The organism is Janthinobacterium sp. YR213 (genome assembly GCF_900099875.1).
Classification (GTDB): domain Bacteria; phylum Pseudomonadota; class Gammaproteobacteria; order Burkholderiales; family Burkholderiaceae_D; genus Janthinobacterium; species Janthinobacterium lividum.
Map to the genome: position 1 here is coordinate 113,838 of NZ_FNDA01000003.1, position 13,312 is coordinate 127,149.

The window sequence follows — 13,312 nt, forward strand, 5'->3', positions numbered from 1 at the left end:
TTTCTATGTTTTTATCTGTTGCAATAGTGCGCAGGGAAACATGATTCCCCATGCAAAAAATACTTATTCGTCCGCCATCAGTTTACCTATTCCGGTAACATGCAGTCAGCATTTACTCATCTGGAGCACCATGTTTTCTGCACGACCCATACGGCATACGGCTGCCGGCAAGGCGATACGACCACGGATTTTGGCACAAGTAGTGACAAAAGTAATGGGTCAACTGACACTGGCGGCCGCCGGCAGTGTCATCCTGGCATGCCCGGCCGTCCAGGCGCGCGCGCAGGAGGAAACGCAAGAGCGTCCGCAAGACGCGGCCGCCGGCACCCCTGCCACGGAAGCGGCGCCCGCCCCGCTGCAGTACGAGGTCAAGGTCAACGCACCGGGCGACCTGGATGAGTTGCTCGAAAAAAACCTGGATCTGGAACGCTTCCGCGGCAACCCGCGCATGGACCGCGAGCAATTGCAGCGCCTCGTGCGCGATACGCCCGAGCAAGCCAAAAACCTCGTCGCCACGGCCGGCTATTACACGCCCGTCGTCACGGTGCGCGTCGATACGACGGGCGCCAAACCCGTCGTCATCGTCGACCTTGACCCGGGCCAGCCGGTGACCATCGACAAGGTCGAGCTGGAATTGCGCGGCTTCGACCCCACGCCGCCGCTGGCCGCCAGCGAACCCTACGATACGGAAGCCCTGAAGCGCAGCTGGTCCTTGAAAACGGGCAGCGTGTTTCGCCAATCCGACTGGGAATCGGCCAAGCGCGCCCTGCTGCGCGAAGTGGTGCAGACGCGCTACCCGCGCGCCCAGCTGGTCGATACGCAAGCCGTGGTCGACCCGGAAACGCACAAGGTCTCCCTGCTGGTGGTGCTCGACAGCGGCCCCGAGCTGCGCTTCGGCGAGCTGCGCATCGAAGGCTTGAAACGCTACGATGCCAGCATCATCCGCAACCTCGACAAGATACGCCCTGGCGAGTACTACAGCGAATCGGCGCTGCAATCGTTCCAGGCGCGCCTGCAGGACACGGGCTATTTTGCCAGCGTGGAAGTGAGCGCCGACATGAGCAGCATCCTCAACGAGCAGATCGAGGCGGGCCAGGAAAGCCAGCAAGCCGAGGTCGAAGATGCCAGCGCCGCCGCCGAGGCCAAGCCGGCCAACCGCGGCCCCGCGCCGCTGCTGCCGCTGGTGGTGCGCGTCACGGAAAACAAGCAGCAGAACGTCAGCGCCGGTCTCGGTTTCAGTACGAACACGGGGAATCGCGCCCAGCTCAACTATGACAACCTGAACGTGTGGGGCACGCGCTTCAAGAGCGCGATCACCATGGAAACGAAGAAGCAGGCGGCGCACGCCAATTTTTACTTTCCCACGACCGAGCGCGGCTACAACGACAGCGCGGGCGCCTCGTTCGAGCGCAGCGACATTTCCAACGAAATCACGGCCGTGACCACCATCTCGGCCAAGCGCAACTGGGGTGGCACCAACCTCGAGCGCAGCCTGACGTTCGAGTTCCTCAGCGAAGACAAGACCGTCGTCGGCCTGGAACAGACGCGCAGCAAGAGCTTGCCGCTGACCTATGCCATCACCAAGCGCAGCCTCGACAGCCTGCTCTTTCCCACCAAGGGCTATGTCATCAACGCCCAGGTGGGCGGCGCCCTGCTGCCCGTGCTGACGGACGAGCGCTTCGTGCGCGTGGCCGGCAAGGCTGTGTATTACCGTCCGCTCGGTGAAAAAGGCGAACTGATCGTGCGCGGCGAAATGGGCGCGCTGGGCTCGAAGGAAAAACGCGGCGTGCCGGCCGTCTACCTGTTCCGCGCGGGCGGCGACCAGTCGGTGCGCGGCTATGCCTACCAGGAACTGGGCGTCAAGGAAGGCGACGCCACCATCGGTGGTCGCTACATGCTCACCGGCAGCGCCGAATACCAGTACTGGTTCAAGCCGAAGTGGGCCATCGCCGCCTTCTATGACGCCGGCAACGCGGCCGATACCGTGAAAGCGGCCATGACGCCGAAATCGGGCTATGGCCTGGGCGGGCGCTACAAGAGCCCCGTTGGCCCCATCAATGTCGACGTGGCGTATGGCCACGCCGTCCACGCCTACCGTTTGCACTTCTCTCTGGGATTCACTTTCTGATGTCCGATATTACTACCGAGTCCCACGACGCCGCGCCGCCACCGCCGGCGAAAAAACCGCGCCGCTGGGTGCGCTATGTGCTGATCGCCGTCGCCAGCCTGGCCGTGCTGCTGGGCGGCGCCTTCTGGTTCCTGGGCCGCGAATCGACCTTGCAGATGCTGGTGCAAAAAGTGGCCAGCGCCAGCGGCGGCGAAATCGAAGTGTCGGGCGTGTCCGGCTCGCTGTACAACCGCATGCACCTGGGCCACGTCAGCTACCGCAGCAAGACGCAGCACATCACGGCCGACAACATCGATATCAACTGGTCGCCATTCCAGTTCTTCTCGGAAGGCATCGCCATCAGCGAACTGCACGTGGCCAGCCTGTCCGTGGAAAGCACGGCGCCGTCCGAAGAACCATCGACCATGCCTGCCAGCCTGGCCTCGCCGTTCAAGATCGGCATCAGCGACGCGCGCCTGGACAAGGTGACCCTGGTGAGCGCGGGCGGCAACACGGTGTTTGAAAAGATCCATTTCAGCCTGTCGGGCGACAAGACGCAATGGCAGCTGGAAGACGCTTCGGCCCTGACGCCCTTCGGCCAGGCCACGGCCAGCGCGACGATTGCCGCCACACAACCGTTCAAACTGTCAGGCAAGGCCGGCTTGACGCAGCTCACCCCCGCCGCCGGTGAAAAACCCGCCGCCCTCGCCTTGCAACTGAGCGGCGACCTGAATGTGCTGAACGTGACAGCCAAGGGCAGCGCGGGCGCGGCCACGGCCGACGCCCAGCTGGCGCTGGCGCCATTCGACCCTGTCATCATCCTGCGCTCGGCCAGCATCAAAGGCCGCAACATCAATCCGGGCAAGTTCGACGCCACCCTGCCGCAGGCGGACCTGAGCCTGGAACTCGATGCCGCCATCGATACGCGGCCCAACGCGCAAACCGTGTCCGGCAAGCTGGCCATCCTCAACCACGCCACGCCCGGCCCCATCGACCAGCAAAAGCTGCCGCTGCGCCAGTTCGAGGCGCGCCTGGGCGGCACCCTGACGGCCACCACGCTCGAGTCGGCCATCATCGATTTCGGCAACGCGGGCAAATTCACGGGTAGCGGCAAGCTCAACCGCGACGCCGTCGACGGCCCCATCGGCAACGCGCAGCTGACCTTGCACACCGACAAGATCGACTTGCAACACATTTACAGCAGCATCAACAGCACGAAGATCGTCGGCGACATCGTGCTCGACAGCGATGGCAAGACGCAGACCCTGCGCGCCAAGCTGGGCGAAGCCAAGCTGCGCCTGGACGTGGAAGCCACCCTGGCCGACTCGCTCGTGCAATTGCGCAAGGCAACCTTGCAAGCAGGCAAAAGCAGCGTGAATGCGACGGGCCAGATCAGCCTGAAGGACGATCAGCCCTTCAAGGCCGTGGCCAATGCCAGCCGCCTCAATCCCGCCGACTTCGGCGCCTTCCCCGTGGCCGACCTGAACCTCGACGTGCGCGCCAATGGCCACGTGGCGCCCCAGTGGCTGGCGAATGCGGACTTCACCGTACGCCCCAGCAAGCTGCTCGACCAGCCCCTGTCGGGCAAGGGCAAGCTGACGGCCGATGCGGCCCACTTCAGCGGCATCGACGTGCAATTGGCGCTGGGCAAGAACAACGTGACGGCCAAGGGCAACTTTGGCGGCGCCGGTGAAAAGCTCAACTGGAATGTCGATGCACGGCAACTTTCCGCCCTGCAGGGCGACTTGCTGGGCACCGTGCTGGCCAGCGGCGTGGTGCAAGGCACTATGCAGCAGCCGCGCACGAGCTTTGTTGCCGATGCAAAAGGATTGGGCCTCACCAGCGGCAAGCGCCCTGCGCCGGACAGCGCCATCCACGCCAGCGGCGACGTGGGCTTGACGGGACCGAAAAAGGAAGCGGAACTGAAAATGACGGGTTCCTTGCAAAAGATCAACCCAGCCACGTTTGGCGCATCACTGCCCAACGGCAACGTCAATGCGGATTTCAACGGCAACGGCCGCCTGAGCGGCGACTGGCAAGTGGCCCTCAACCTGGCCCTGCGCGAATCGACCCTGCAAAACGCCCCGCTGGCCGGCTACGCCAAGCTGTCGGCCAACGCGAAACGCATCGACAGCGTGGATACGGAACTGCGCCTGGGGCCGAACAGCCTGCTGGCCAAGGGCGCGCTGGGCGGCGCCACCGACAAGCTGACGTGGAAACTCGATGCGCCGCAACTGTCGACCCTGGGTCCGCGCTTTGCCGGCGTGCTGCAGGCAGCCGGCTCCGTCAGCGGCAAGATGGACGCGCCCGCCGCGCAACTGACGCTCGATGCCCGTGACCTGACCTTCTTTGGCGACCAGCAACTGAAATCCATCAAAGGCAGCGCCAGCGTGGGCGCCGGCCAGGGCGCGCTCGACCCCATGGTCAGCAGCCTGGACATCACGGGCTACAGCACGCCCACCTTCAAGCTGGCCAGCGCCCGCCTGGGCACGACGGGCACGCGCGGCAGCCATACGGTGAGTTTGGCGGCGCGCAATGACGATTTCGACGCCACGGTGCAAGTCCGCGGCAGCCAGAGCGGCGCCGGCTGGACGGGCACCATCGACAGCCTGCAAAACAAGGGCCGCTATGCGCTGGTGCTGCAAGCGCCCGTGCCCGTCAAGGTGGCCGGTCCTGCCGGCAGCGGCGTGGCGGGCCTCGGTCAGCCCGAGCAGATCAGCGTGGGCAACACCGTCATCAAATTGCCAGCAGGCAGCATCACCATGCAAAACCTGGTCAAGAACGGCCCGCGCTGGACCAGTTCCGGCCAGGCGGCCGGCGTGGCGCTGACCTACCTGGCGCAAGTGATCCCCGCGCTGCAGGCCAATGCGCGCAGCGACCTGACCCTGGGCGCGCAGTGGTCGCTCGACATGCAGGTGCCGACGGCCAAGCAGAAAGATCCGTCCCTGGCCGGCATGCTGCATATCTACCGCGAAAAAGGCGACGTGACGGTAGGCGTGGAACAGCCGCTGGCGCTGGGCTTGCGCACCCTCGATGCCCGCGTGGATGTCGCCAACCAGCAATTGCGCCTGGCCGTGAAACTCGATGGCGCGCGCGCGGGCCAGAGCGACATCAATGCCACCGTGCAAATGCTGGGCGGGCGCATCAGCAACGACAGCGCCCTCTCGCTGACGGGCACCACCAGCATCGATTCGCTGGCGTGGCTGGCGCCGCTGACGGGCCAGCCGGGCCTGGAACTGGGCGGCGCCCTGAAAATCGCGCTGGCCGGCAGCGGCACCATCGGCGCGCCGCAATTGAATGGCGACATCAACGGCAGCAAGCTGCTGGTGAACTGGGCCGACCAGGGCTTGAAGTTGCGCAATGGAGTACTGCAAGCCAAGCTGGCCGGCGATCAATTGCAATTGCAGCGCCTGAGCTTTGACGGCGGCGATGGCAAGGTGCAGGCAGATGGCTGGGTACGCTTTGCGAATGGCGAAGCGAGCCTGGAACTGAAACTGATGGCCGACCGCCTGCAGGCGCTGTCGCGCCCCGACCGTACCTTGATCCTGTCGGGCAACAGCACCCTGGTGCGTAACGACAAGCGCTTCAGCTTCGAGGGCAAGTTCAAGGCCAACCGCGCGCTGATCGAACTGGCGCCGCAAGACACGCCGACGCAAAGCAGCGACGTGGTGGTGCTGGGCAAGGAAGTCAAGGGCGGCAAGGAAGCGCCTTCGCTCCCCCTGAATATCGACCTCGAGTTCGACCTGGGCAATGCCTTCCACCTGCGCGGCATGGGCATCGATGCGGACCTGGCGGGCAATGTGCGCGCCAGGGTCATCAACCGCGCCGCGCCGCGCGTGACGGGCAGCATCCGGGTCGTCAATGGCCTGTATGCGGCGTATGGGCAGAAACTGGCCATCGAACGGGGCTTGATCGCCTTCACGGGCGCCTACGACAACCCGTCCCTGAATATCCTCGCCGTGCGCAAGCGCCCCGAAGGCGAAGCCTTGTCGGAAACGAACGTGGAAGCGGGCGTGGAAGTGCGCGGCACGGCCCAGGCGCCGACGGCCAAGCTGGTCTCCACGCCCAGCGTGTCGGACAGCGACAAGCTGGCCTGGCTCATCCTCGGTCACGGCGCGGAAACGGCGGCCGGCGATGAAATGGCCCTCTTGACGACGGCTGCGGGCGCCCTCTTCGGCGGCTCCGGCGGCGGCTTGCAGGGCAAGCTGGCCAGTTCGCTGGGACTCGATGAAGTGGGCCTGTCGCAGGCGCAAGGGCTGGAAAGCACGGTCGTCACCGTCGGCAAGCGCCTGTCCTCGCGCGCCTACCTGACGTTCGAGCAAGGCACGAGCACGGCGACGAGCCTGGTCAAGCTGCGCTACAAGCTGAACCGCCGCATCACCCTGCAATTCCAGACGGGCACGAACAATGCCCTGGACGTTTTATATACGTGGGCATTCGACTAGATCGAGCGTAGGTCGGATTAGCGGCGCAGCCGCGTAATCCGACGCCACCAGAAACAACAAAGGGCGCCTCGGCGCCCTTTTTCTTTGCTCTGCCGCAAAGGCGAGCTTACTCGGCCACGTCGAGCCCGCGCTCGATCATGCCTTCGACGTACGCGCGCAGGTATTGTTCCAGCGCGGGGCCGGACAGCACGTTGGCCGTCAGCGCGCCGTGCGGCGAGCCTTTCAGCACGCCGTCGTGGTACACGCGCGCAATCCAGGCCACGTCCGCGCCCTGGGTGTAATCGAGTTCATAGTCGAACGATTCTCCGCTGACTTTGCGTGTGTAGACTTCCTTGACAATTGCCATCTAAAACAGCCTTTCTTGACGAGATTAACTGGGATGCGGGTGCGGCACGGGATCGTCCTGCGGCACCGGATGCACGGGCCCCGGATGGTGCCCGGGCGCTTCTTGCGGCTCCGGCGCCGGCATGGGTTCATCGACGGGCGCCGGGTCGGGCGCGCGGTGGGCATGGATGACGGACATGGCTGGCCTCCCGGTGGACAAAAGAAGACCATACCACGAGATGCCCGCCGCCTGTCCATATTTGCCTGCCGGCCTGGCGTCCGCGGCCACGGCATGGCGTGACAGGGCATAGTGCTTGCATGCCATGTAAATGTCAACATGCAACTTTACCGTTTGACAAGCATCGCCGCCCGTCCCCATCTGGCTTACAATCGCTGTTTTACCCGTACCCGATTGCATACATGGAAACCACCACCCTCGCCCTGCTGTTACTGGTCCCGCTGCTGGTCTGGCGCATTTATTCGCGCCTGAAAAAACTGGTGGCGCGCCAGAAATCGCAGCTGTGGCGGCACTGGACCGTGGCGATCGCGTTTCCCGCGCTGCTGCTGTTCCTGGCGACAACGACGAAATTCGACATCCTGCCCCTGTCCAGCCTGGGCGCCGCTGCCCTGGCCGGCGGCTGGCTGGGCGTGCTGGGCTTGAAGCTGACGCGCTTCGAACACGTCGGCAAGGACTTTTTCTTTACCCAGCACCGCTACCTGGGCCTGACCATCACGATGCTGTTCATCGCCCGCTTGCTGTACCGCGGCATGCAAATCTACCTGAACTCGCGCCTCGACGTGCCCGTGCCGCCGCCACCGTTTGGCCAGAGCGCGCTGACCATGGCCGCCTACGGCCTCGTCATCGGCTACTACGCCGTGTATGCGTGGGGCCTCGTGCGCTGGCGCCAGCGCAACCAGCCGCTGCAGGCGCCCGAGTAAGTCATCCCGTCAATAGTACTGGCACAGGCCGGTACACGTCGTCACCGACAGCGCCTGGCGGATCGTCGCCAGCGCCGGCGCCAGGGCCGGATCAAGGTCCTTGTCCGCATCCGCCAGGCTGTTCAGCAGACGTTCGCGCAAGGGCGGCGGCATCAGGCCCGCGTTCGCCGTGGCGTGCTGCGCGGCCGCTTCCAGCATCATTTTCTTTTGCGCCACGTTCCAGAACGCCACCTGCACGAACTGCACCACGCCGGAGTAAGCCGTGCTCGATCCCTTGCTGAAGGCGCGCGCGCGCATGCGCTCGGCCCCGCTCACCTCCTGCCCCGGCTGGTGACTGAATTCCTGCTCCATTAGACGGATCAAGTGCGCATGGCAATGCAGGCCAAAGGCGAACATGGTGCTCATCTCATCGCCATAATTGGCCAGGTTCTGCGTCACTTGCTCCTTGCGCGCCTGCTGCAATTCGGCGCCCGACAGCGGCAGCGGCAGCGCGAGGCCAAATTGGTAATAGGCCTTGCCCACGTTGGTGGCCCGCTCGCACAGGGCCACGCTCTGGTTCATGTCCTGCAGCGCCGCGACGGGCGCCTGGAACAGGCGCGGCGCATCGGTCATCCGGGCAAACAACGCGGCCACGTCAGGGTCGCCCAGGCGCGGCAAGCCGCCTTGTGGCGTCGCCTTGGCCATCATCGCTTCCAGGCGCGCGCTGGCTTGCTGGAAATCGGTATAGCTGTCGGCCCAGGCGGCGGGCGCCACGAGGGCGGAGGAAAGGCAGAGCAGGCGGCCGATGCGGCGCAGCGGCGGGGAAATCGATAGGGACATCAGATCAGAAGAATACTATTGGATAATTGGTAATTATAGGCAATCTGTATCCATAGTGCATTTAATTGCGTTTTACACCATCATTTGCTTGGGAGATGATGGTGACGCGCGGCCAGCGCGCCGCATAGTCCTTGCTGGCCAGCCGCTGCGCATAGCCATCCAGGCTGATGCGCGCCGGGTTGCGCCGCACCACCATATTGAACAGGTCATCGAGGCCATGCGGCGCGACGATGCCGATCTCGCCGTCAGGCTGCAGATAGATGCCAACCGAGGTGGCAAACTCGGGCCAGGTAGCGATGGCGTCGTCGAGCGACAGCAGGGGCGGCACGGCGTAGCCAAACTCGTCTTCGAACCACAGGTGCACCCTGGCCTGGTTGCACACCTCCCACGGCACGCCCGGCAGCAAGGTGGCCAGGCGCTGGCGCAGCTGCGTTTCGCTTTCCGGGCTTGAATCATGCGCATCGAAATACGCCACGTCGACATCGCTCAATGCCGATGGATGCGCATAGCCGTGCAAGGCGTCCCACACGAGATTACGCACGGCGCCGGCGCCGATGCAGCAGTCAGGCAAGCCCAGCTGCGCCACGGCGTGCAGGGCCTGCATGCACCATGGCGTGCTCCTGACGATGGCGCGCAGCCGCGCTGCCAGTGCCGGCTGCGTACTCACGCGCGGGTCCAGGATCGCGTCCAGGCGCGCGCCGGCTTGCTGGAATCGGCATCACTGCCGGCCCGGGCGGCGGGCACGGCAAGCAGCACGCCCGGGAACAGCATACGCAGTGGGTGCTGAAGAGCAGCAGTTTCCAAGGCGCGGTCTTTCTATTTCGTCAGCAAGTAATTGCTACGCAACGCAGGCGCCTCGCCCGTATTCCCGCTGCCATTCTCGACATTGCCGAAATATACGTTCAGATCCTGCTGCGGGCGGAAGTTGCGCAGCTTGACTTGCAAGGTGGTGGGATTGATCTTGGTGAACGTGCCGGGAAAGCACAGGCTGATCAGCTCATCCGGCTTGCCCTTGACCAGGTTCAAGGTAAAGTCTTCGATGCCATTCTTCCAGGTGTTGCCCGTCTTCAGGATGTACGAGACCCATTTGGCATTGACGAAGCCGCTCTCGCCTTGTTGCGCCGCCAGGCGGTTCCACGTCTTGTAGAAAGCCTTGTCGCCACAATACTTTTGTTCAAACTCCTTGCCGTCGCCCAAGTAAGAGGCACCGGGGCCGGCGGCCACGAAAGGCGCATATTGATGGCGCACGCGCACCGTTTTGCCGGCAGGGAATTTCTGCCGCCACTGGTAAACCACCGTCACGGACCAGGCCGGCACCCATTCTTCGTCTTCGGACAGCTTGGCCAGCAAGCCTTCGGCGATCATGGCTTTTTGCTGCGCGGCGCTCAAGGGCGCCACCTTTTTTTCGAACGGGCTGAACGACGGAAAATAAGCGACTTGCGCGTCCGACAGGCCAAGCTGCGCCAGGCGCGCCGTCACGTCACGGCTGTCGAGTTTGGCGACCAGCACGGTCTGGTAATCCTTGCGCTTGCCATCGACCTCGATCGAGAACTGCTGCGGCTGGCCGTAATACGTGGGCGACTGGTGGTAGCCGGCCTCGTAGGCAGGCAGCGGAAAGATGATGGTCTCTTCCACATCGCTTTTCGATTCATTGAGAAACTCGTACTCGACCTTGATCAAGTCCGGGCTGACCGTCAGCACCTCCTTTTTCATGGCCACGGCGTCGCTCTTGCCGACGATAATGCCGCCGGTACCGACCGAGCCGATGCCGTCGTTGGCCATTGCCGGCGCCGAACACGCCAGCGCCAGCGCGGCAGATGCCAGCAAGGTGCGCACCAGCATCACGCCGCCTTGCCCGAGACGGGATCGACCCGGCGCTGCAGCACGAAAATCGGTTGCGCCCATTGGGTATCCTTTTTCTTCTTGCTGGTGATCAAGGTCAGCTCCGACGGATCGTAGACATCCGTGTTGTGCGTCAACGGCGTCGTCATCAGGTATTGCGCTTCCGTGTTTTTCAGGAACTCGCCGACCAATTGGATGTTGCGGATATCGAGGTGGGCAAACGGTTCGTCGATGAAGACGAAGCCCCCGGAACCGTCTTCCGATTTCAGCAAGCCGATCAACAGCACCAGCGACTTCATGACCTGCTGGCCGCCCGACGCTTCGCCGTCATTCATGCCGATCACGCCCTTGCCATCGAACTTGAAGCGCACATGCAAGCCCGCCTGCGACAGCTGCACATCGTCGTTTTCCAGGCGCACGGGGTCGGCATGCACTTCGATGCCGGCCAGTTCGCCCAGCTCCTTGATGTTCTTGCTGTACGTCTTGATGGTGTAGCGCAAGCGCTCCATGTAGGCGCCGCGGGCATTGCCCGTCGCTTCGATGGCCCGGTTGTTCTGGTAGCGGCGCTCGTCCGTTTCCGACTGGCGGCCATGCAGCTGGTCCGACAGGCGGTGATGCTGGTCGATGACGGTGGCGTCGAGTTCCCAGTCGTCGCGCGCCAGGCTGTTTTGCAGGCTGGCCACGCGCAGATCGACCTGGTGCGCATTCTGGTGCTCGGCGACGAGCGCCGCGCGTCGGCCCGGCCTGCGCCAGCTTTTCGGCAAGTGGCGCCATGCATGGCGCAGGGCCAGCAAGGCGCGCGCGTGCTCGGCGCGCTGTTCGATCTGCTTCTTGTAGCCAAGCCGCGAGCCCGCTTCCGCCTCGGACAGGGCCAGGCGCGCGTTTTGCCACACGGTATCGGCACGCGTGCGCGCCACGGTGGCGTTCTTCGTCAGGTTTTGCAGCTCGCCCAGGCGGCCGCCCACTTCCAGGCGCTCTTCCTTGAGCGGCTTCGAGTTGCGCAGCGCTTCGGCGAATTCTTCCTGGCGCGCACTGAGTTCCTTGGCCGCGTCGACGCCGGCGATGCGCGCTTTCAAGGCGCCCACTTCGGCCGCCAGTTTCGAGATCGCCAACGTCAGTGTGTCTTCCTGGCCTTCCAGGCCCGGCAGGGAGCGCAGCAGCGCTTCCAGGCGGCCGCTGCGGCCAGCCTGGCCGAAGCGGTAGCGCGACGCTTCCACGAACAGCGAGCGGCCGCCGCGGCGTTCGCGGTGGTACGCCTCGGGCGTGATCCACTCTTCGTGGTTGCCCAGCTTGAAACCCGCTTCGACGGAATCGACGCGGGAAATGCGCGACAGCTGCTCGATCAGCCAGCTAGGCACGGGCGCGGAAAATTTCACCACAGCCAGCAAGCTTTCGTCTTTTGCGACGGGCGCCGTGACCAGGTCGGGCACGATGAAGTGGCGATAGCGTTCCTTCTCGGCCAGGCGGTAGGCGGCAGCCGCATCCTTGGCCTTGTCCAGCAGAACCACCGAGGCATAACCGCCCAGCACGCCTTCGACGGCGCCCTGCCAGCGGCTGTCCGTCACTTCGACGATATCCGACAGCATGGCGTGGCTGATCCCCGCGTCGCGCAGCGCGCGGCGCATGCCGCGCACATTGTCCGGCTCCGGCATGGCCGTCTTGCCTTGCAGCGCGGCAATCGTCGCCTGCTCAGCCGCGATACGGGCCGACAGGGCGTCGCGCTGCTGGCGCTGGCGCAGCAATTCCGCTTCCTTCTGTTCCAGCTGGGCCGCCACTTCGGCGATGTCGCTGCCCGAGTCGGCCGCCAGCTTGTGCAGACGGTCCTTCTGTTCCAGCAGGCTGTCCAGCGGTTTCAGTTTCGCATTGATCAGGGACAAACGGCTCTGCAGACCAATGGATTCCTGCTCCAGCAGGGTCTCGTTCATCTGCGCGTCGGACAGGGCCTTCGCTTGCGCGGCCAGCGCATTGCGCTTGTCCGTCAGTTGCTGGTCGGCCTGCGCCATCGGTTTGCGCGCATCGCGCAATTGCCGGCTGGCGATGGCCGCCTTTTCGCGCGCCTCGTGGTACTGCAAGCTGGGCAGCACTTCTTCCAGCAGGTTGCGGCGCTCTTTATGCAGCCCTTCCCACTGGTGGTAATTGGCCACGCGCAGGCGCAAGCCTTCCAGGTTGGTTTTCGACGCCTCGAGTTCCGTCTCGAAGCGTTTCAGCTCCACTTCCGTATCGCGCTGGTGGCGCTTGGCTTCGTCGTAGGCGTCCAGCACTTCCTTGTCGCCAAACACCTGGAACACCAGGTCGAGCAGCTGGCGCGGCGCGTATTCGCACAATTTGTCCGTCTCGCCCTGCTCCAGCGCCAGCACTTTCGACATGGCGGGCGACAGGCCCGCATTGGCCAGGCGCTTGCGGTAGTTTTCCACGCCCAGCCAGTCGTTGGCATCCGTGATGTCCTCGATCTGCACATTACCCGGACGCATCAGATACTGGCGCTTCCAGTCGCCGCCGTTCTTCTGGATCTGGCAAAACAGCGTCACTTCATCGTCGCTGAAGAAGCCGGAACTGCGGAACGGGCGGTTCGACAGCTGCTTGCCCACGTTCTTGTTGTCGACCACGGCGCGCAGCCAGGCCGTCTGCTGGCCCGAGTGGCGCGCATAGTGTTTATACGTGCGGCCCATCGAGCAGTCGAGGCCGAACAGGGTGCGCAAGGCGTCGAGCAAGGTGGTCTTGCCGGAACCGTTCTGCCCCGCGATGGTGATGATCTTCGCGTCGAGCGGAATATTCTTGATGCGCTGCCAGTAATCCCAGTGCACCAGTTCAAGTGATTTGATATGAAACATGGGCG

9 protein-coding genes are annotated in these 13,312 nt (G+C 64.2%); 3 read left to right on the plus strand and 6 right to left on the minus strand.

Annotated features, from left to right (window positions below):
- Window positions 1-214 precede the first annotated feature (214 nt).
- Window positions 215-2,128: an autotransporter assembly complex protein TamA gene (locus tag BLT98_RS14450; RefSeq protein WP_092608952.1), complete on the plus strand. Its 1,914-nt coding sequence runs from the start codon at window positions 215-217 to the stop codon at window positions 2,126-2,128.
- The gene (locus BLT98_RS14455; RefSeq protein ID WP_092608955.1) at window positions 2,128-6,552 is read left to right on the plus strand and encodes a translocation/assembly module TamB domain-containing protein; all 4,425 of its coding nucleotides are present in this window, start codon (window positions 2,128-2,130) and stop codon (window positions 6,550-6,552) included. Before BLT98_RS14450 ends, BLT98_RS14455 begins: the two co-directional genes overlap by 1 nt.
- Before the next feature lie 106 nt (window positions 6,553-6,658).
- Here the strand turns inward: BLT98_RS14455 and BLT98_RS14460 are convergent, their stop codons facing one another.
- A complete protein-coding gene (locus BLT98_RS14460; protein WP_034753464.1) occupies window positions 6,659-6,898 on the minus strand; it encodes a hypothetical protein in 240 nt (79 codons plus the stop codon).
- A 24-nt stretch (window positions 6,899-6,922) separates the two neighbouring features.
- Window positions 6,923-7,075, minus strand: coding sequence for a hypothetical protein (locus BLT98_RS29205; protein WP_168208500.1), 153 nt, complete (start codon window positions 7,073-7,075; stop codon window positions 6,923-6,925).
- 221 nt (window positions 7,076-7,296) lie between these two features.
- On the opposite strand from BLT98_RS29205, the gene BLT98_RS14470 reads away from it, so the two are divergent.
- Complete coding sequence (locus BLT98_RS14470) at window positions 7,297-7,815, plus strand: CcdC protein domain-containing protein (RefSeq protein ID WP_092608961.1); 519 nt, start codon at window positions 7,297-7,299, stop codon at window positions 7,813-7,815.
- A gap of 9 nt (window positions 7,816-7,824) precedes the next feature.
- On the opposite strand, the gene BLT98_RS14475 is transcribed toward BLT98_RS14470, so the two are convergent.
- The 4 genes from BLT98_RS14475 to BLT98_RS14490 all read right to left on the minus strand — a co-directional run bounded on the left by BLT98_RS14475 (window position 7,825) and on the right by BLT98_RS14490 (window position 13,307).
- Entirely contained in the window at window positions 7,825-8,634 is an 810-nt protein-coding gene (locus tag BLT98_RS14475; RefSeq protein ID WP_092608964.1) for a hypothetical protein, read from the minus strand.
- Window positions 8,635-8,695: 61 nt separating this feature from the next.
- Entirely contained in the window at window positions 8,696-9,301 is a 606-nt protein-coding gene (locus BLT98_RS14480; RefSeq protein ID WP_348272732.1) for a nucleotidyltransferase family protein, read from the minus strand.
- 149 nt (window positions 9,302-9,450) lie between these two features.
- Window positions 9,451-10,476 (minus strand): DUF4424 family protein, encoded by a 1,026-nt coding sequence (locus BLT98_RS14485; protein ID WP_034784350.1) that lies wholly within the window; start codon window positions 10,474-10,476, stop codon window positions 9,451-9,453.
- A complete protein-coding gene (locus BLT98_RS14490) occupies window positions 10,476-13,307 on the minus strand; it encodes an ATP-binding protein (RefSeq protein ID WP_092608967.1) in 2,832 nt (943 codons plus the stop codon). The genes BLT98_RS14485 and BLT98_RS14490 overlap by 1 nt, the downstream gene beginning before the upstream one ends.
- Window positions 13,308-13,312 lie beyond the last annotated feature (5 nt).